This window comes from Prosthecobacter sp., assembly GCF_049294395.1.
Lineage (GTDB): Bacteria > Verrucomicrobiota > Verrucomicrobiia > Verrucomicrobiales > Verrucomicrobiaceae > Prosthecobacter.
In genome coordinates, this window is the sequence record NZ_JBAQCR010000435.1 from 1 (window position 1) to 19,021 (window position 19,021).

Annotated in this window: 16 protein-coding genes; 4 read left to right on the forward strand and 12 right to left on the reverse strand. The window is 60.0% G+C overall.

Going from position 1 to position 19,021, the window contains the following annotated elements:
- Positions 1-89: 89 nt before the first annotated feature.
- The 3 genes from pth to WAW39_RS29720 all read left to right on the forward strand — a co-directional run bounded on the left by pth (position 90) and on the right by WAW39_RS29720 (position 5,782).
- A complete protein-coding gene (gene pth, locus WAW39_RS29710) occupies positions 90-671 on the forward strand; it encodes an aminoacyl-tRNA hydrolase (RefSeq protein ID WP_422323303.1) in 582 nt (193 codons plus the stop codon).
- Between the two features lie 20 nt (positions 672-691).
- Positions 692-982 carry a 30S ribosomal protein S6 gene (locus tag WAW39_RS29715; RefSeq protein ID WP_300932826.1) on the forward strand — a complete coding sequence of 97 codons (291 nt, stop codon included), beginning with the start codon at positions 692-694 and terminating at the stop codon, positions 980-982.
- 414 nt (positions 983-1,396) lie between these two features.
- Positions 1,397-5,782: a cadherin-like beta sandwich domain-containing protein gene (locus WAW39_RS29720; protein WP_422323306.1), complete on the forward strand. Its 4,386-nt coding sequence runs from the start codon at positions 1,397-1,399 to the stop codon at positions 5,780-5,782.
- 47 nt (positions 5,783-5,829) lie between these two features.
- On the opposite strand, the gene WAW39_RS29725 is transcribed toward WAW39_RS29720, so the two are convergent.
- From WAW39_RS29725 to WAW39_RS29780, 12 genes are all read right to left on the reverse strand, one after another.
- Positions 5,830-7,053 carry an aspartate kinase gene (locus WAW39_RS29725; RefSeq protein ID WP_395732656.1) on the reverse strand — a complete coding sequence of 408 codons (1,224 nt, stop codon included), beginning with the start codon at positions 7,051-7,053 and terminating at the stop codon, positions 5,830-5,832.
- A gap of 286 nt (positions 7,054-7,339) precedes the next feature.
- Positions 7,340-7,918: a pseudouridine synthase gene (locus WAW39_RS29730; protein WP_422323309.1), complete on the reverse strand. Its 579-nt coding sequence runs from the start codon at positions 7,916-7,918 to the stop codon at positions 7,340-7,342.
- A complete protein-coding gene (locus WAW39_RS29735) occupies positions 7,919-8,452 on the reverse strand; it encodes a hypothetical protein (RefSeq protein WP_422323311.1) in 534 nt (177 codons plus the stop codon).
- A gap of 9 nt (positions 8,453-8,461) precedes the next feature.
- A complete protein-coding gene (locus WAW39_RS29740) occupies positions 8,462-9,121 on the reverse strand; it encodes a lysophospholipid acyltransferase family protein (protein ID WP_422323313.1) in 660 nt (219 codons plus the stop codon).
- Between the two features lie 125 nt (positions 9,122-9,246).
- Positions 9,247-9,687 (reverse strand): hypothetical protein, encoded by a 441-nt coding sequence (locus WAW39_RS29745; protein WP_422323315.1) that lies wholly within the window; start codon positions 9,685-9,687, stop codon positions 9,247-9,249.
- A gap of 78 nt (positions 9,688-9,765) precedes the next feature.
- Positions 9,766-11,433, reverse strand: a complete 1,668-nt coding sequence (locus WAW39_RS29750) for a SpoIIE family protein phosphatase (protein WP_422323317.1) — start codon at positions 11,431-11,433, stop codon at positions 9,766-9,768.
- The gene (locus WAW39_RS29755) at positions 11,426-12,634 is read right to left on the reverse strand and encodes an MlaD family protein (RefSeq protein WP_422323319.1); all 1,209 of its coding nucleotides are present in this window, start codon (positions 12,632-12,634) and stop codon (positions 11,426-11,428) included. The genes WAW39_RS29750 and WAW39_RS29755 overlap by 8 nt, the downstream gene beginning before the upstream one ends.
- Entirely contained in the window at positions 12,631-13,515 is an 885-nt protein-coding gene (locus tag WAW39_RS29760) for an ABC transporter ATP-binding protein (protein ID WP_422323321.1), read from the reverse strand. The genes WAW39_RS29755 and WAW39_RS29760 overlap by 4 nt, the downstream gene beginning before the upstream one ends.
- Before the next feature lie 394 nt (positions 13,516-13,909).
- Positions 13,910-14,656 (reverse strand): MlaE family ABC transporter permease, encoded by a 747-nt coding sequence (locus WAW39_RS29765; RefSeq protein ID WP_422323323.1) that lies wholly within the window; start codon positions 14,654-14,656, stop codon positions 13,910-13,912.
- Between the two features lie 18 nt (positions 14,657-14,674).
- On the reverse strand, positions 14,675-15,025 hold the full coding sequence (locus tag WAW39_RS29770) for an STAS domain-containing protein (RefSeq protein ID WP_422323325.1): 351 nt from the start codon (positions 15,023-15,025) through the stop codon (positions 14,675-14,677).
- Between the two features lie 15 nt (positions 15,026-15,040).
- The gene (xylB, locus tag WAW39_RS29775) at positions 15,041-16,543 is read right to left on the reverse strand and encodes a xylulokinase (RefSeq protein ID WP_422323327.1); all 1,503 of its coding nucleotides are present in this window, start codon (positions 16,541-16,543) and stop codon (positions 15,041-15,043) included.
- A 117-nt stretch (positions 16,544-16,660) separates the two neighbouring features.
- Positions 16,661-18,328 (reverse strand): ABC1 kinase family protein, encoded by a 1,668-nt coding sequence (locus WAW39_RS29780; RefSeq protein ID WP_422323329.1) that lies wholly within the window; start codon positions 18,326-18,328, stop codon positions 16,661-16,663.
- A gap of 91 nt (positions 18,329-18,419) precedes the next feature.
- On the opposite strand from WAW39_RS29780, the gene WAW39_RS29785 reads away from it, so the two are divergent.
- Entirely contained in the window at positions 18,420-19,001 is a 582-nt protein-coding gene (locus WAW39_RS29785) for an NADPH-dependent FMN reductase (RefSeq protein WP_422323331.1), read from the forward strand.
- Positions 19,002-19,021: the final 20 nt, after the last annotated feature.

Sequence of the window (19,021 nt, forward strand, 5' to 3'; positions counted from 1 at the left end):
GTGCTGCCGCCGCCAAGCCTGCTGCCAAGAAGTAATCTCCGCACCTTTTCCAAGATGTGGCTTCCCGAGCGGAAACAACGAGCAGCGGCGTGAACGCGCCGCGTCTCATTGTGGGTCTCGGCAATCCCGGCGAAACCTACCGAGACACACGCCACAACATCGGATTTATGGTGCTGGACGAAATCGCAAGACGCATGGGAGCCGCTTTCCGCGAGGAAAAGCGGTGGTCAGGTCTTGTGGCGAAATTCACGGGCGGTTACTTGCTCAAGCCGCTCACGTTCATGAACGACAGCGGTCGTTCCGTGCAGTCGGTAGGGCACTTCTACAAGGCTTCACCCGCGCAAACGCTGGTGGTTTACGACGATGTGGATCTGCCGCTGGGCCGTCTGCGTTTTCGCACCAGCGGCTCTGCTGCCGGCCACAATGGCATCCGGTCCCTCATTTCCTCACTCGGCTCGGACGAATTTCCACGACTGAAAGTCGGAATCGCTCCGGCGGATGGCCGTCCTGCCGGAGAACGCATGGTGGGCCATGTGCTGGGCAAATTCAGCGCCGAAGAGAGGCCCGTGCTGGAATCTGTCATTCAGCGCGCGGCTGATGCCGTGCTTTCTGCTGTTGATCGCGGCCTGGAAACCGCCATGAATGTCTTCAACCGACAAACCGAATCTTAACCCCCGAAACCACACCACCTATGAACCGCAAATACGAGGCACTCATCGTGCTCGACACCAAAGGCAAAGAAGAAACCGTTGACTCCCTCGTCAGCACCATCAGCAAAGACATGGAAAAGTCCGGTCTGAAGCTTGAGCAGATCGACAACATGGGCAAACGCAAGTTCCCCTTCAACCCACGTCACGTCGAAGGCGGTCACTTCATCAACATCCAGTTCTCCGGCGCACCTGCCGCTCTGGACAGCCTCCGCGCCAAGCTGAAGCTGAACGAAAACGTGTATCAGCAGTATTACCTGAAGCGCAGCGCGTAGTCCGCCGCGTCGGTGTTTTTTCATCACCCCGGTTTCGCGTTTAGGCGCGAGCCGGGGTTTTGTTTTTTTAGCGAAGGGGAGAGGGGGAGCGTTGAGGGGAGCGGAGACAATGTGCGGCGGAGTGCTGTGTAGACGCTGCTGGTGGGCTGGAGGGAGACGGGGTTTGCTTTCCAGATTGGCTAGATTCTGTATCAAGGTAGCCTCGCTGAGGCTCGGCAACCCTTTGCTATGTGACGTAACCCCTTTGGGGCAGGGGAACCGCGATGGATGTTGGACGGATAGGACGGGTGCTGAGAGCTGGGGCTTCAGGGCCTTTTCACTGTTAGGGTGTCACCTTTTGACACGGTCTTTACAAAACTAGGCTTTCCTTGGGTGTAGGGTATAGGCTATTAACTCATCCAAATTAAAGAAAATATGAGGTGCCTGCTTTCCATCCTGCCTGGTGCTTGGGTCTTTTGCCTGCTGACCTGTTTGCCGGCGTGGGCGGGGGGCATGCCGCCCGAAGTGACGGTTTTGTCTGGTGGAGTCACAGGGATCGGGCAGGTGACCGTGAGCGGTGCGGTGGGAGCCAATGATGGGAGCACGTCGGTAGTTTTCGAGTTTGGGCCGACGACAAGCTATGGTTATACCGCTGCGGCGACGCCTTCGACAGTGGACAATGGGACGGTGAAAACTGTGAGTACAGTGGTGAACGGACTGGATCCTGGCGTGACATGGCATTTCCGCCTCAAGGCGGTGAATTCCAGCGGCACGACGTATGGACAGGACTGGGAAGTGATGCCGGGACTGCCAGCGGCTGTGACGAACGCGGCCGCGGTGACTGATTATGCCACGGTGAGCCTCAATGGTGCGGTCAACGGCTGGGGTTCGAACACGACGGTGAGCTTTGAATACGGAACTACGACGAGCTATGGAGGGAGCGTGACAGCCTCGCCGTCTCACGTGGGTGGCACCAGTCCCACGGCTGTGAGCGCGACTTTGGGCGGATTGTTCGCCGCGAAAGTCTATCACTACCGCGTGAAGGCTGTGAATTTTTTTGGCACGGTGTATGGAGACGACGTCACGTTTGTCCCGGGGATGCCGACGGTGGTCACGCTGGCAGCGACCAATGTGGTCGCAGGGGCAGCGAGGATGCAGGGGACGGTGAAGGGGAACGGCTTGCCTGCGACGGTGAATTTTGAATATGGCCCCACGACGGCTTATGGAACCACGGTGCCTGCGAATCCGAGCGGTATCAGTTCGGATCAAAGCACCACTGCCGTGGCGCAAAGCATCGGGAGCTTGAATCCGGCTGCGACCTATCATTACCGGGTGTATGCGGTGACTGCGCTGGGCGTCATCTATGGGCAGGACATGACAGTGACACCGCAGGCTGGGACGCCACCTGCGGCGACGACGATGCCGGCGACCGCCGTGACAGGCGGTGGAGCGACCCTGCAGGCGATCGTGAATGCGAACAATGACAGCACCACGGTGACCTTTGAGCATGGGACGACGACGAGCTATGGGAGCGTGCTGCCGGGCAGCCCTTCTTCTGTGACGGGCAGCAGTGACACGGCGGTGACGCTGAGCCTTTCCGGCTTTGCACCAGGAACAACGATCCATTATCGAGTGGTGGCCAAAAACAACAGCAGCACGACTTATGGTGCGGACAGGACATTCATCACCACGCCGAATCCGCCTTCGGTCTTTTTGTCCGGCTCGCCCACCTGCCTGCCTAGCAGCGCCCTTTTGTCCGGGGCAGTGAACACGAACGGAGGCAGCACGGTGGTCACTTTTGAATACGGTCTGACGACAGGCTATGGAGAATCAACGGCCGCCTGGGAAAGCCCGATAATCAGCGGTAGTGGCAGTGTGAGCGGCCAGATTTCAGGACTGTCTGGCGGGACGACTTATCATTATCGAATGAGGGCCGTGAGTGCAGGCGGGACGGTGACGAGCCAGGATCAGACCTTCACGACACCGGCTGCGGATCCTGCGGCCCCGATGGTGATGACGCTGCCTGCCATGATGGTGAACAGCACCATGGCGACGCTGAGCGGGATGGCCAATGGCAATGGCTATGATGCCCAGGTGTCGTTTGAGTACGGGACGAGCACGTTTTACACGCAGTCGAGGCCGGCGGTTGAGCGAGTGGGCGGCTGGTCGAACACGCCTGTCACCGCCAATCTCAGCGGGCTGACCGCTGGTACGACCTACCATTACCGGGTGCGGGCGACCAACGGACATGGCGGCACGGTCTTTGGTGCGGACAGGACTTTTACGACGGCTGCCACCGGGGTGCCGGTGGCCAGCACGGCAGGCGCCACGCTGCTGAACCCGACACTGGCGCGCCTGAACGCGAATGTGAGCGCCAATGGCGGAACTGCGATCACCTCCATGGCTTTTGAGTATGGGCTAGACACGAGCTATGGCAGCACGGTCTCTCTGGGGGGAGGCATTTCGGGCATGAATTTTGTGACGGTAAAAGCAAACATTCCCTTCGCTGGCAGCGGTGTGACCTATCACTACCGGATCCGTGCAAGCACTGCTTCGGCCACTGTTTTTGGCGAGGACATGACGTTTGTGACACCTGATCCGCAGGACGCCAATCTCGCCAATCTGGGGCTGAGTGGCGTGATGCTGCAGCCTGTGTTTGAACCGGGCACCACCAGCTACACTGCGAGCGTGCCTTATGACATGAACTCCATCCAGTTCACACCGGTGGCTGCGCAGAGTCTGGCCACGGTGCAGGTGAACGGCTACTGGGTGAATGGAGACGGCAGCACGAGTCCGCTGGAACTGAGCCTGGGGGAAAACACGTTTCATGTGGTGGTGACAGCGATCGACGGCACCACCACGCAGGATTATACGGTGAAGGTGACGCGAAGCCTGCCCAAGGCGGGCAATCTGGATTTCAGCTTTGGCGCAGGCTCCGGGACGGCCCGTATCAAGGCCGGGTTTTCCAGTGAAAGTTGCCACCAGATTTTGATGCAGCCTGATGGCAAAATTCTCATGGTGGGAGCCATGATGCCTGGCAGCAGCACGGATGTGAGCCTGGTCCGTCTGCTGCCTGATGGGAGCCTGGATCTAACGTTCAACGGTTCAGGGATGGTGACGACTGACAACGCAGGGCAAAGTGATTTTGCCATGGCGATGGCCCTGCAGCCAGACGGCAAGATCTTGGTGGCCGGCTACACCAGCAATGGCACGGACAATGATTTTCTGCTGCTGCGATACAATGGTGACGGCACGCCCGATGTCAGTTTTAACGGGACGGGAATGGTTGTCACTGCGGTGGGGGGAGGTGATGACCTAGCCTCAAGCATCGCCTTGCAGAATGATGGCCGCATTGTGGTGGCGGGGACCGCCTGGAATGGCAATGACAATGACTTTGCGGTGGTGCGCTACACGAGCGCAGGTGTGCTGGACACGAGCTTTAACAGCACTGGAAAGGTGGTGACTGATTTTGGCAGCCAGTTCAGTGAATCTGCCAATGGAGTGGCGGTGAGCAGCAACGGCCGGATTGTGGTGGTGGGAACGAGTGAGGCAGGTGGTGCGAATCTGGCCTGCTATACCGGCAGCGGTGTGCTGGACTCCAGCTTTAACAGCACAGGCCTGGTGACTACGAGCAATGGGATGAATGTGAAGGCTGTGGCGCTGCAAGCCGATGGCAAGATAGTGGTGACGGGTGTGACCTACAATGGCAGCGACAATGACTTCACGCTGATGCGCTACACCGATGCAGGAGCCCTGGACACGACCTTTGGTGGTACGGGCTCCGTGGATACGAATTTTGGCGTGAACAGCTATGATGACCCTGGCGGGCTGGTGATCCAGGGGGATGGCAAGATTGTGGTGGCGGGGCGTTCCTCAAGCGCCGGGGCAGCGACATTTGCCCTGGCCCGGTATGATAGTCTGGGGGCGCTTGATGCTACTTTTGGCAGCGGTGGCAAGGTGAACCAATCCTTTGGCAGCTATGAGCAAGGAGCCAATGCGGTGGCATTGCAGGATGATGGCAAAATCGTTGCTGCTGGATTTGCCGGAGTGAGCGGGAGTGAAGGCTTTGCTGTGGCGCGCTATCTTGGGGATGGGCCGGGCATGGCCGTGAACCAGATTCTCGGAGGCAATGTGTTTGACGGGCTGACGACGGCTGACATCGGAAGGGGGCTGCCAGGGGCGGTCGTGAGTCAGACCTTCACTCTCAAGAACAGCGGACTGGCTGATCTCAGCGGGTTTGGGCTTAGCATCACGGGAGCTGATGCGGGCAGTTTCACGGCAACTACCGTTCCAGCGGCGCCTGCACCTGCGCTGACGAGTTCGGGCAGCATGACGCTGACGGTGCAGTTCACTCCTTCAAGCATTGGAGTGAAAACGGCCGTGCTGCACATCGCCAGCAATGTGGCGGGCAACAACAGCTCCTTCGACATTGCCCTGACGGGGACCGGCTTGACTCATGCCGCCAACTGGAGGCAAACGTGGTTTGGTACTGCCGATAAAACGGGTGATGCGGCTGACACCGCCGATGCCGACTTTGACGGGGTGCCCAATCTTCTGGAATACGCCCTGGGCATGAATCCCACGGTGGCAAGCTCTCAGCAACTGCCGCAGCCGCAGACTGTGAGCGATGATTTCGTGATGAGCTTTCCACATCCCGCCGGAGTTTCAGGGGTGACGTATGCGGCGGAGTGGAGTGAGACGATGGGCACCAATGACTGGCATGCGGTCTCTGATTCCGGGAACGGGAGCCAGCACGTTTTTCGTGTGCCGATCATGGGCCGCACGAAGATGTTCATGCGGATCAAGGTCTCTGAGCCTTAGCGAGGTCGGATGGCATCGGGGGCAGGAGACCCCGATGCCTTGAATTCCTAGGCGTCGAGACCGAAGGCGGTGTGGACGACGCGGGCGGCGTTTTCGACTTCGGCTTCGTCGACGATGACGGCGGTCTTGATTTCGCTGGTGGAGATCATCTGAATGTTGATCTTGGCGTCTGCGAGGGCCTTGAACATCTTGGCGGCGACGCCGCTGTGGCTGCGCATGCCGATGCCGACGACGCTGACCTTGGCGATGCTGCTCTGGGTGCGAAGCTGGGCTTTTTCACCGAGGCCGGGCAGTTCGGCCTTGAGCACGGCTTCGGCCTTGGCGAGGTCTGCGCCGCTGAGGGTGAAAGAGATGTCGGTGATGCCGTCGAAGCTGACATTTTGCACGATCATGTCGATCGTGATGTTGGCGGAGGCGATGGCGCCAAAGATGGCGGCGCTGATGCCGGGGCGGTCGGCGACGTCGTCGATGGTGACTTTGGCCTGGTTGCGCTCGAGGCTGACGCCGCGGACGACGACGGACTCCATGCCGGGGGATTCTTCTTTCACGATGGTACCGGGGTTGTTGTTCATGCTGTTGCGCACTTCAAAGCGCACACCAAATTTGTTGGCAAACTCGACGCTGCGGCTCTGCATCACTTTGGAGCCGGAGGAGGCCATTTCGAGCATCTCTTCGTAGCTGATCTCGTTGATCTTCTGGGCGGTCTTCACGACGCGGGGGTCGCAGGTGTAGACGCCGTCCACGTCGGTGTAGATCTGGCACAGGTCGGCCTTGATGGCGGCGGCCATGGCGATGGCGGTCAAGTCACTGCCGCCACGGCCCAGGGTGGTGATTTCTCCGCTGGCGGTTTCGCCCTGGAAACCGGCGAGCATGACGATGTTGCCTTCGTCGAGCATCTTCTTCACGGCATCCGGGGTGATGTTGACGATGCGGGCCTTGGTGTGCACGCCGTCGGTGGAGATGCCTGCCTGCGCGCCGGTGAGGGAGACGGCCTTGCCGCCGAGGGCATTGATGGCCATGGCGGTGAGGGCGATGGTGGTCTGCTCCCCGGTGGCGAGGAGGACGTCCATCTCACGCTCGATGGGTTCGCGCTCGGGGGAGACTTCTTTGGCCAGCCGGATCAGGTTGTCTGTGACGCCGGACATGGCGGAGACAACGGCGACGACTTGATTGCCCGCACGCTGGGTTTCCAGAATGCGACGTGCGCAGTTGCGGATACGCTCTGGAGTGCCGACGGAGGTGCCGCCGTATTTCTGGACGATGAGTGCCATGCTGGGGGGTTGGGAAAGGGCGCGGAAAATGGCATGGTGGGGCGGGTGCGCAAGGACGGAGTTTGGAAGGGTGGGGGTGCGTCAAGGCGGTGGTGAACTTCAAAAATCAAAAATCGATTGTTCATCCATCGTTAATCGCGCATGCCCATGACAAGCTTTGGGCCGGAGGATTGACGATTGTCGAGCAATCGATTTTTGATTTTTGAGGTGTCGAACCCCGGCCAAGGTGGCGTGTCGGGCATGACCCACAATGAAGTGCGAATGAAGATGGACGGAGAGCTTGAGCTTACTTGGAAGGGGGGACGAGCTGGCGTTGCTCCTCGGCGGTTAATTCGCGCCATTGACCTGCGCTGAGGCCTAAATCAGTCAGTTTGAGGCCACTGATGCTGACGCGGATGAGGCGGAGAGTGGGGAAACCGACGGCGGCGGTCATGCGGCGGACCTGGCGGTTTTTGCCCTCGGTGAGAGTGAGTGCGAGCCAGGAGGTCGGAATGTTTTTGCGGAAACGGATGGGGGGATCTCGCGGCGGATGAGCAGGCTCGGCGTCGAGGCGCTGGGCTTTGCAGGGCAGTGAGCGGAAGTCTTTGAGGTCGATGCCGGAACGGAGTTTTCTCAAAGCTTCGTCGGTTACGGTTCCGTCCACCTGGGCGTGGTAGGTGCGGGGATGGGCGTGGCGGGGATTGAGGAGGCGATCGTTCCAGCGGGCTTCGTCGCTGAGCAGCAGGAGGCCTTCGGAATCGCGATCCAGCCGGCCGATGGCGTACACGTCTGGCGGGAAACCGAACTCGGCCAGGGTGCGGTGGGAGGGGTGCTCCTGAGTGAACTGGGAGAGGACGTCGAAGGGCTTGTAGAAGGCGAGGAGCATTTACTTCGATCTCAGCGTGGCGAGCTGATGTTCAAGATCGTTGCGGCGCTGTTGGTAGGTGGCCTGTGCCGCTTTGCGAGTCTCCCCCTTGAACACGCCCGAGATGCCTGCAAACAGAGCGAACAGGCCCATGCCGACTGGCACGAAGAAGAAAATACCCGGCACGCGATTCGAACTGGTGAGTGAAGCCATGCTGAAGCACACGGCCGCGAAGAAGACTGTGAACGCGAGGCCAAACCAAGGATTGCCTGGGGCGCGTGGTCCTCTGCGGCTGGGTTCCATGGAATTCATCTGCTCAATGCCCCATTCACGATCCAGTTTCTCAATTTCATTTTGCAATGCAATGACCTCCAGGCTCTCGGCCATCTTGCCGGTGTTTTCGGCGATCTTGGCGACTTCCTCGGTGAAGATGGAGCTTTCGGTGCGCTTCACCTCCAGGCTGCTGTGGCAGAACTGACAGGTGACGAAACGGGTGGCGTCGGAGACTTGAAGCGGAGCGCCGCAGTGGTTGCAACGGACGGAGAGCGTTTCCATGCCGCGAGGCTAGCGGGAGCGCTGAAGATTTTCAAGGGTGGTTCCAAAACGCATCACATCTTCTAATGCGAGGCGCTTTTGCTCGAACTCCTCCTCGGTCATGCGGCGGGGGATGTGATGGGGTTTGTCGAAGACGAGGGTGACTTTGGAAAAGGGCAGGGGCAGGAGGAATTCATCCCAGGTCTTAAACTGGATGGCGTGGCTGTAGTGCATGTGCACGGGGATGATGGGCACGCCTGTGAGCTGGGCGAGCTTGACGATGCCAGGCTGTACACGATGCAACGGGCCACGCGGGCCATCGGGGGTGATGCCGATCTCGTAGCCTTCACGCGCCTTGGCGGCGAGGGCGATGAGGGCGCTCATGCCTTTCTCGGGCTTGGAGCTGGAGCCGCGCTCGGCTTCGATGCCGAAGCTCGCGCAGACATCGGCGATGATCTGGCCATCTCCGCTGGGGCTGGTGAGGATGGTGCCGGGAACATTGGCGAACCACTCATGGTGCAGCCAGGGGATGAGGAACATGCGGTTGTGCCAGAAGGACCAGATCCAGCCTTTGCGCGTGGCATCAAAGACTCCGGCGTCATCCCGCACCTCCCAGCGCAAAGTCGAGCCGATGCAGCGCATGATTCCTGCGATGATCTTGCCTGCGGATTTGATGCGAATTTTAGCCATGAGTGTGAGCGCACTGCATGGCGGTGTTCTGATCTGTGGTCAAGGTGAGGGATGCCGGAGCAGGGCATGAAAAAGGCGGGAGACTTCTCCCGCCGTGGTTGAGTCGTTCATGCTGGCAGAGCTGGCTACCACTTGCCTGCATACATGATGCCCAAAGTGATCAAGCCGCCAACAAAGGCGCCAATGCCCAGGTTAAAACCTGCGGTGAAGTCCGTGGAACCGCCGACAAGAATGGCGCTGTCCTGAATCGCGGAAGGGAGGTAACGCACCTTGGCCAGCGGATCCGTGACAGCGGTATCACTGGCATGGGCGGAGAAATAGTTGGAGGTGACTTTGAAGGTCTGTTTTACAGGGGCGGCGTTTTGCGGGGTGTAGGAAACATCAAACTGGTAGTTGCTGTTCTTTCCTCTCTTCCACTCCCCGCCTTCGATAATGCCATCCACCGTGACGCCTTCCTTTTCCAGTTTGGCAAGGCGCTCTTTCTCCTGATGCCCGTTGTAGGTGAGGAAGGGGCCGGCGATGATTGCAATGGCTGCGAACAGCTTGATTTTGGTGGGTGTTTCCATGTGATTTGGTGGAATTAGGCCGCCGTTTTATCCAAATCAGCCGGAAGGGTCAATGCGAATACTCTTAGATTCAAATCCTTAAACGGACTTGACCAATTCGATCACCGAACGGCCATCTTCACGGCGGAAATCGACGTGGTCGAAGATTTCGCTGATGACATGAAGACCAAGGCCGCCGATGCGGCATTCGATCGAGGGAGGAGCAACGAGCTTCTGAAAGTCCTCGTTGGTGATGCCTGCGCCGTAATGCTCAATGAGGATGCGAACGGAGTCCGGGCCTGATTCCATGCGGCAGGTGGCGGCACGCTCGGTGCTGGTGGAGCAGTAGGCGTATTTGCAGATGTTGCTCATCACTTCGTCACAGCCGAGAACGAGGAGGCCGGTGAATTCATCGTTCAGGCCATGGTAGGCGGACCATGCCTCGATGAACTCACGCACGAGGCGCAGCGTGTCGGGATGGCAGGTGAGGGAGATTTCTTCCGGCGCTGGTGGCGTGTGATCCGTGATCGTCAGGACGGTGGCGTCGTCCTGATAGCTGGAGTCGTCGGCGAAAGTGTGCCATTGCTCGACGAGATGATTTAAGAATCCTTCGCCGCCATGAGTGTGCTGCATGGCGGCGGCGAAGGCTTTGTCTTCGAAGTATTCGCCGGAGCTGTTCTGAACTTCGAGAATGCCATCGGTGTAGAGCATCCACTGGCGGCCGGTGCTGAAGGGGAGCGACATCTCCGCATAGCGTGCGGCGCATGAAATGCCGAGCGGCGCATTGCCTGGGGCGGGGACTTCTTTCCAAGCCTTGCCGTCGAAGACCTGCGCACCTGGAAGGCCGGCGCAGCAGAGCCAGACACGCCGTGTCTTTGGGCAAACGAGCAGGGCATTGATGGCGATGAAGCGGCCTGCTTTCATCACGCCACAAAGGCGTTTGTTTAACGTCGCCATCCATTCGGCGAGATTCATGGAGACGCAGAGATGCGCGGTTGAAGCGATGAGCGTGGTGCCGCGTGCCATGTCGAGAGCTGCGGGCAGGCCCTTGCCGCAGACATCACCGACTCCAAGAAGGATTTTGCCGTCGTCGATCTGGTGCCAGAAATAAAAGTCGCCGCCGACTTCGCTGGCAGGCTCATAGAAGGTCTCGACCGCCACGTTTCCGAGGCGCACCTGGGGTGCGGGGAGGAAGGAGTTTTGGATCTCGGTGGCGAGCGAGAGCTGCTGACGGTTCTCGGCTTCCTGAATGGCTTTCTTTTGCGATTCGAGGCGGATGAGTGTGACAGCGATGAGGCTGCCAAAGGTTTCGAACATTTCCACATCCTGCGGGGTGAAGGATGCACCATTGTTTGGATTGATGGCCTGCATCACGCCGAGGGAACGATCGCCATCGAGAAGGGGAATTGTGACCATCGCACGGGTGACGAGTTCGGACTGGTCGGAGACTGGGCGAAAGTGACGCGGATCGTTGAGCGCGTCCTCGATGTTGACGACCTTTTGGGTCAAAAAGACATCTCCCGCAATGCCTTTGCCTTTGGGGACGCGCACATGCATCGCGTTGATGGGATCGAGTGTGGAATATATGCGGAGGTCTTCGCTGGGGCCATCAGGCAGGAGGACGGAACATACCTCGCAGTCCATCACCTCACGCGAGCGCTGCAGGATGTGTCTGGCGAGTTCGACGAGATTTTGAGTGCTGCTCAGGCGGCGTGCGACATCGAGCAGGACGTTTTGGCGGGAGGTGATGGGCTGGGGATTACTCACGGCGTTTGAAGAGTTCGAGGAGGCCCTTTTTCTTTTCTTCGGGAGTGGCGCTTTCAGGGGGCATGGGATTGCTGGGGACCGGTTTCGTGCCTGATTCGAGTTCTTTGATACGCACGGGGTAGGGATCATGGGTGCGGCGCATGTGCTCGATGAGCTGCTCCTTGGTGGGGACGTCATTGGCTTTGCTGCCAAAGATCAGGCGGCTGGGTTTTCCGGCGAGGGTGCCGGTGATGTATTCGCCCCAGATGACGAGGGCGTTCATCTCTTCCATCAGCGTATTGATTTTGCGCATGGTGGTGTCGAGATGCTTTTCCAAACCGGGGTTTGCGGTGGTGCCGCTCCCCGCGAGCAGGCGGTGGAGATCGGTGGTGATTTCTTCGACGCGTGCCTTCAGGCCGGGCTTGCCATCCGTGCCTGCAAAGGTCTGATTGAGCTCCTTGGAAAAGCTTTCGAGGTTGGCGAGGATGGTGTCTGCGCGAGGGGCGAGACCTTTGTCTGCCGAGCCCTTCGGGCCTTTGACGAGTTCCTGAATGCCCGTGGCGGTGTCTTCGAGCTTGTCGGCCACGGCATTGATCTTTTGACCGAAGCCGGGTGTTTTGCCGTCGCCGGTGAAGGTGATTTTCAGCTCCTGAGTGAAGGCCTCGATGTTGGCGAGGGAGTCGGTGATTTTTTTGGAGGCGTCGCCTTTGCCGAGAGGATCGGTGATCTTTTTGAGATCGGCGGTGATGTCACGGATGTTGGCGAAGATGGCATCACCGCCGGGGATCATCATCTCCAGCAGGCTGCCGAGGCTGGTGGAGGTGAGCCGCGCGCCATCGGCCAGGAGGCCGTCTTCGTCATCGAGGCGTATGAGCGCGATGTGTTTTTCGCCGAGCACCGACTCTGCACTGATGATGACCTTCAACCTGGAAGGGATGGGGGCGGGAGAGAAGACCTCGATGTGGACGCGGACGGTGTTGCTCTCAAGGATGCGGTCAGCGGGGGCGAGGTGTTCGATGCGATCAACGACACCGATGTGGTCGCCCGCGAAGAGCACGCTGGTATTGCGGTGGATGCCGGTGACATCGGCAAAATCCACGGAGAAGCGCAGATGGGGCTTGCGCCAGGGATCGCCTGAGATGGCGAAGATGAGCGCGCCGAGCAGCATCAGGGAGCAGAGAATGACCAGGGTCGCCACGGTGGCATCTTGCTTGTTTTTCATGGCTTGGAGGAATGAATGGCTGAGCGTGAATACGTGCCGGTTTCGTTGAGGCCCAGAAGTGTTTCGCGGTAAAGCACTTCGCCGGAGTCGTCGCTGCCATCGCCCTGCGGATCACCGTTGATGAACTGCTGGACGGCGGGGTGGGGATGCGCGCGGATTTCTGCGGGCGTGCCGGCGGCGATGATCTTGCCCTGATTTGGGCCGGTGCCGAGCATGATGATGCGGGTGCCGATGCGGAAGACGCTGTTCATGTCATGCGTGACGACGACGACGGTGGCGCCGATCTTTTGTGTGAGGCGCTGCGTGAGTTCATCGACCACGGCGGTCATAATGGGATCGAGGCCGGCGGTGGGTTCGTCGCTGAAGACGAGAGGTGGGTCCAATGCGAGAGCGCGGGCGAGTGCGGCGCGCTTCTTCATGCCGCCGCTGATCTCGGAAGGTTTTTTGTGACCATGGCCGGTGAGGCCGACCTGCTCGAGTTTCATTTTGACAACGGTGTCGATCAGGCCGGTGTCGAGCTGAGTGTGCTCATTCAAGGGAAGTGCCACGTTTTCAGCGACGGTGAGGGATTGGAGCAAGGCGCCGGATTGAAAGAGCATGCCGTAGCGGCCGCGCAGCTTGCGCATGGCATCCGCATTCATGGTGGTGATCTCCTGGCCGAATATTTTGATACTGCCGGAGCTGGGTTTTTCGGTGCCGATGAGGTGGCGCAGCAGGGTGCTTTTGCCACAGCCGCTGCCACCCATGATGACGAAGGTGTCGCCTTCGTAGACCTTGAAGCTCACGCCGTTCAGGACTTTCTGAGATCCAAAATGGCGCACGAGCGAATCGACCTCAATGATCGGTTCGCGGGTGGTCAGGTCTGGTGAGGAGTCTGTCATGAATGACACTCAGTTAACGTCGATTCGCAGAGGGACTGGGAGTTGTTGGAGCGCTGTGTGATTGCGGAGCGAATGCGCGGCGGGGCTCCATGCAGACGCTGCTGGTGGGCGCGAGATGTGGCGGAGTGCAGGGTTTGCTTTCCGGATAGGACGGCCATACCCAGGGTCGCCTCGCCAAGGCTCGGCTGACCCTGGGCTATGTTCCGCAGCCCCTTTGGGGCTGGTGGAGATGCGGGGGCGGAAGGCCAAAAAGGGCGATGGTCTTGCCCGGTGGTGAGCCGTGGGTGGAAGGCCAACGGAGTCCGTGAGAGCACCAGCGGTTTGACGCGACTCAGCGACAAGTTCCAAAAATGAATGGAACACCGCTTTAACTGAGATGTGTGCGAGTCAGGCATCAGAAAAAGAACAGGGCGGTGAGGAGGGCGTTGGCGATGAAGACGCTGAGCAAGGAGACAACAACGGAGCGGGTGGTGGCGAGTCCGACACCCTCAGCGCCGCCGGAGACATTCAAGCCGATGCTGCAGGCGATGGTGACGATGAGCACGCCGAAGACGCCGCTTTTGAGCAGGCCGATGCCGATGTCACTCAACGCCACATGCTGCAGCGCGTGAGTGACGAAGAAGGCGGTGGACATGTGCAGGGAGAAATGGCCGATGAGCCAGCCACCGGCGAGGCCCACGTAGATGCTGAACACGGTGAGCAGAGGCAGCATGATGACCATGGCGAGAAAACGCGGAACGATGAGCCATGACATGGGTGGGATGGCCATGACCTCAAGGGCTTCGATTTCTTCGGAGACCTTCATGGTGCCGAGTTCTGCCGTGACGGAGGAACCGCTGCGGCCGATGACGATGACTGCTGTGACCAGCGGTGCGAGTTCGCGAATGAGGCTGGAGGATACGAGGCCGGGGACAAAGGCGGTGGCACCGAGCTTCGCGAGCTGAGCGGCCGATTGCATGGCGAGCACCACGCCGATGGTCAGGGCGGTGAGCGCTGACATGGGCACGGCATGGACGCCAATGCGCACGATCTGGGCAAAGGTGTGGCCGATGCGCCAGCCTCTGCCGCGAAAGGGAGCGACGAAGAGCCAGTAGAGCAGGCTTCCGCACAGTTCGAAGTATTGGCGGAATGCTTCGGTCATGGGCGGAGCTGAAAGGGACTAACGTTTGCTGGTCAGGTCGGGGGCATTCAAAGCGGCCTCAACCGTGGGCAGATGGGTGATGAAGTCGCCGAGACGCACGATTTTGAACGAGGCATCCACTCGGCCTTGAATGCCGGCGAGCGCAAATTCCGTGCCCGCTCCACTGGCGTGTTGAAAGTATTCCACCACGACGGCCCAGACGGGGGTGTTGACGAAGGTCACCTTGGTGAAGTCGATGATGAGGCGTTTGACGCCGGCCTTCATCTGCTCGCGCACGACTTTTTGGAATTCGGGCACGGTCGCGAGATCGGCATCGCCCTCGAGTTCGATGACGACGGCGTTGGGGTGGGTGCGAACGGTTGGTTTCATGAAGGTATCAAGCGATCAGAGCCAGCCGGTTTGATTGAGGCGGCCGGTGAGTTCCGTCTGCCGTTCCAATTGTGCGGCATAGAGCGCAGCGTTTTCGGCATTGGGTTTGCAGCGGGTGGATTCATCGAGCGTGACGAGCCGGGCGCAGAGCTGCTCGTAGCTGACGCGTTCGGTGCCGCCCTGATTGGCTTGGGCATAGGCGGCCTGGATGGCTCCGCCGAGTGCGGCACCTTCGCTGGTGCTGAGCGTGACGACTTCGGCATTGAAGCAGTCGGCGGCGATCTGACGCCAGACGCTGCTCTTGCTGCCGCCGCCGGTGAGGCGGATTTCAGTCGGGTTCATGCCGAGATCACGGAAGCGTTTCAAACCGTAGGCGAGACCGAGAGTGGCGCCTTCCACAGCAGCGCGGGCGAGGTTGGCCGGGGCCATGTTGGTGGGGCGGAGGCCGTGGATGACACCCGTGCCGTTGGGCAGGTTCGGGGTGCGTTCGCCATTGAGGTAGGGCAGGAACATCACGCCGTCCGCACCGACGGGAGCGGTTTTCACGGCGGCTTCGAGCTGGCGCAAATCCCAGCGGAACATCTCGCGCACCTGTTCGGTGACGACGGTGACATTCATGGTGCAGACGAGTGGCAGCCATTGATCGGTGCTGTCACAGAACGCGGCGACTTCGCCCTGGCCATCGACCACAGGGGAACCGGCCACGCCGTAGAGGGTGCCGCTGGTGCCGAAGCTCGCGGTGACGACGCCGGGCTTGATGTTGCCGGTGCCGATGGCGCCCATCATGTTGTCGCCGCCGCCGGCGCTGATGATGACGTCGAAGTTCAGGCCCCATTTGACGGCGAGATCTTTGCGGATGGTGCCGTGAACGGATTTGGAGGAGCCGAGCGGTGGCAGCATGGCGCGCACGCTGGGGTCAATGTAATCGCAGATTTCATAGGCCCACTCGCGGGTGTTCACATTGAGGATGCCCATGCCGGAGGCGTCGCCGTATTCCATGCGCTTCACGCCGCTGAGCCAGAAGTTGATGTAATCGTGCGGCAGAAGAATGGTCTTCGTCTTGGCGAAGTTCTCGGGCTCGTTTTGCTTGAGCCAGAGCAACTTGGGAATGGTGTAGCCGGGCAGCATGGCATTGCCCGCGACGGCGATGACGCCGGGCTGGCCGCCGAAATGATGGGCGATCTCCGCACACTGGGCCTGGGTGGAGGTGTCGCACCAGAGCTTCGCGTGGCGGACGGGTTTGTCGTCAGCGCCGAGAGCCACGAGGCCGTGCTGCTGGCCGCTGACGCCGATGCCGGCGATTTTGGTTTTGTCCTTGCCGATTTGTTCGAGGCACTGCTGCACGGAGGCATCCACTGCATCCAGCCATGACTGCGGGTCCTGTTCAAGATGTCCTGGAGGCAGACCCTCGATCAATTCATAGGAGCTGTGGCCGGTGGCCAGGATTTTGCCCGAGTCGAGGTCGAGTACGATGGCCTTGGTGCTCTGCGTGCCGCTGTCGATGCCGAGGAAATACATGGATGGAAGGAGTGTTGGGGGCGGCGAAAGGTTTACGGTGGGAAGGGAGGGCTGGTCAAGAGGTCAAGCGTTTAAGAATCGGTCATAATTCGTGCAGATTCAGTCATGCAAGGGAAGTCAATCCTTTGACTGAATGTTCCCTGATTTCTTGATGGCGCGCATGAGCCGCCAGCCGAAGAAGAGGGAGACCGCATAGCCCAGGGCGCCGAAGATGGAGACGTCGTAGAACAGCGGGGCGGCCTGGCGGCTCCAGAGTTCACTGGAGCCGAGAAAGATCGCGGCGGTGAGGATGCCGAGGACGAGGCGGTTGACGATGGGATCGAGATGGCGGTGGTCGATGTGCACCGTGAATGAGCCGTCGCGGAAACGGGCGAGCATGTCGGTGATATCGCGAGGCAGCGCGGTGAGGAGACGATTCCACACGCGGAAGGAGCGCCGGGCGCGTTTGGCGATGCGGCCGGGTGAGAACCGGCGCAGCATGAGGCGCGTGCAGTAGGGCTGCATCAGCTCGGCCAGACTCACGTCCGGACTGAAGCGGCGCGAGGTGCCTTCCAGCACGATGAGGGTCTTCAGCAGCATGGCGAGGGACGGAGGCAGCACGATGTGGTGACTGCGGATGATTTCGACGAGGCTGCTCAAGGCCGCGCCGACGTGGATCTCATTGAGCGGATGGCCGGTGTAATCGGCCATGAACTCCTGCAGGTCGGCCCGCAGCTTTTCACGTGAACAATCGGCCGGCACGGCACCCAGGCGCAATACTTGCTCGGCCACGAGTTCGGAATCGTTTTCGACGATGCCGAGGAGCAGGGCCTCGACTTCATCACGCAGATCTTCATCGATGCGGCCGACCATGCCGCAGTCGATGACACCGACGATGTTGCCGGGGAGAAGGATGAGATTTCCGGGATGGGGATCGGCGTGGTAGAAGCCGTCGCGGAAAACCATTTCGAGATACATGTTTGCGCCGCGTTTGGCGAACTCGCCGAGATCCACGCCGGACTGTTGCAGCGCCTCGATGTCGGTGCCGATGATGCCCTCCAGGCGCTGCATGGTGACGACTTGATGTGAGCAGAGTTCGTTGAAGAGCTCGGGGATGCAGACGGTCGGGTCGTCGGCGAAGTTGCGGGCAAATTCCTCCTGATTCTGTCGCTCGTAGGTCAGGTCAAGCTCACGCAGCAGGGTGCGGCGGAACTGGCGCACGACAGCCAGCGGCTGGTAGGAGCGCAGGGCGGGCGAATGCTGTTCCAGGAGCTCTGCGAGCGCCTGCACGATCTCGACATCCGTGGCAGCCTGTTCGGCCACGCCTGCACGGCGCACTTTGACGACGACGCTATGACCCGTGTGAAGACGGGCGGCGTGGACCTGGGCGACGGAAGCGGCGGCGAGAGGGGTGTCTTCAAAGGTGGCAAAGAGCTGCTCGATCGGCTGGCCGAGTTCGGATTCAATCGTCGCACGGGCCACGGCGGAGGGGTCTGGGGGCACGTTGGCTTGAAGCTGGGAGAGCTCTTCGGTGAGTTCAGGGCCGAGCAAGTCGGCGCGAGTGCTGAGCATCTGGCCGAGCTTGATGAAGGTGGTGCCCAGCTCCGTGAGGGCCATGCGCACACGCGCTGCCTGAGTGACGCCGGCGGTAATCGACTGGCCATCAGCGCTTTTGAGGCGATCCTGCAGCCAGGCGTATTTGAAGCCGCCAAACAAATCCGCCAGACCATACTTGCCGAGCACGGCGGCGATTTCCGCGATGCGCTTGGCATAGCGTTCGAGACGGGCGAGGGCATCAATCTTCATTCTAACACAACCTCCACACGAATAAGGGGTCTGACAATGCGGAATGCTCACTCTTGGCTGGCGGTTTTGGCAGGCTTAGGTATCCATGGGCATGAGCACTCCCAAAATTCTCGCCTTTGCGGGCAGCACCCGCAGCGCATCGTATAACAAGCAACTTGTGCGTTTTGCGGCGGAGGCCGCACGTGCCGCCGGGGCCGAAGTGACGCTGGTTGATCTGCGCGACTACCCGCTGCCATTGTTTGACGGAGATTTGGAGGAGCAGCAGGGGCTGCCTGAGAACGCGAAAAAATTGAAGGCTATCTTTCTTGCGCACGATGGCCTGCTGATTTCTTCACCGGAGTACAACAGTTCCATCACCGCCGTGCTGAAGAACACGCTGGACTGGGTTTCCCGTGGTGAGACGGATGACGAGCCCGCGCTTGCGGCCTATCGTGGCAAAACGGCTGCTTTGATCAGCGCCTCTCCTGGTGCGCTGGGCGGTTTGAGGGGGCTGGTGCATCTGCGTGCGATTCTGGGCAACATCGGCGTCATTGTCCTGCCGGATCAGGTGGCTGTGTCCAAGGCCTATGAAGCCTTTGATGACAAGGGCGGGCTCAAGGATGAACGCACGGCCAAGCAGGTGACGCGGGTGGCACAGGGCCTCGTCAATTTCTTGAAGAAGCACCTGGGTTAAGCAGGGGCTGCGGCACAGCT

What these genes read in the sequence shown, in the direction of transcription:
- WAW39_RS29770 (WP_422323325.1), bottom strand. Translation starts at nt 15,025, where the DNA reads ATGAAACCAACCGTTCGCACCCACCCCAACGCCGTCGTCATCGAACTC.
- WAW39_RS29715 (WP_300932826.1), top strand. Translation starts at nt 692, where the DNA reads ATGAACCGCAAATACGAGGCACTCATCGTGCTCGACACCAAAGGCAAA.
- WAW39_RS29730 (WP_422323309.1), bottom strand. Translation starts at nt 7,918, where the DNA reads ATGCTCCTCGCCTTCTACAAGCCCTTCGACGTCCTCTCCCAGTTCACT.
- WAW39_RS29735 (WP_422323311.1), bottom strand. Translation starts at nt 8,452, where the DNA reads ATGGAAACGCTCTCCGTCCGTTGCAACCACTGCGGCGCTCCGCTTCAA.
- WAW39_RS29740 (WP_422323313.1), bottom strand. Translation starts at nt 9,121, where the DNA reads ATGGCTAAAATTCGCATCAAATCCGCAGGCAAGATCATCGCAGGAATC.
- WAW39_RS29725 (WP_395732656.1), bottom strand. Translation starts at nt 7,053, where the DNA reads ATGGCACTCATCGTCCAGAAATACGGCGGCACCTCCGTCGGCACTCCA.
- WAW39_RS29745 (WP_422323315.1), bottom strand. Translation starts at nt 9,687, where the DNA reads ATGGAAACACCCACCAAAATCAAGCTGTTCGCAGCCATTGCAATCATC.
- xylB (WP_422323327.1), bottom strand. Translation starts at nt 16,543, where the DNA reads ATGTATTTCCTCGGCATCGACAGCGGCACGCAGAGCACCAAGGCCATC.
- WAW39_RS29755 (WP_422323319.1), bottom strand. Translation starts at nt 12,634, where the DNA reads ATGAAAAACAAGCAAGATGCCACCGTGGCGACCCTGGTCATTCTCTGC.
- WAW39_RS29765 (WP_422323323.1), bottom strand. Translation starts at nt 14,656, where the DNA reads ATGACCGAAGCATTCCGCCAATACTTCGAACTGTGCGGAAGCCTGCTC.
- WAW39_RS29785 (WP_422323331.1), top strand. Translation starts at nt 18,420, where the DNA reads ATGAGCACTCCCAAAATTCTCGCCTTTGCGGGCAGCACCCGCAGCGCA.
- WAW39_RS29720 (WP_422323306.1), top strand. Translation starts at nt 1,397, where the DNA reads ATGAGGTGCCTGCTTTCCATCCTGCCTGGTGCTTGGGTCTTTTGCCTG.
- WAW39_RS29780 (WP_422323329.1), bottom strand. Translation starts at nt 18,328, where the DNA reads ATGAAGATTGATGCCCTCGCCCGTCTCGAACGCTATGCCAAGCGCATC.
- WAW39_RS29760 (WP_422323321.1), bottom strand. Translation starts at nt 13,515, where the DNA reads ATGACAGACTCCTCACCAGACCTGACCACCCGCGAACCGATCATTGAG.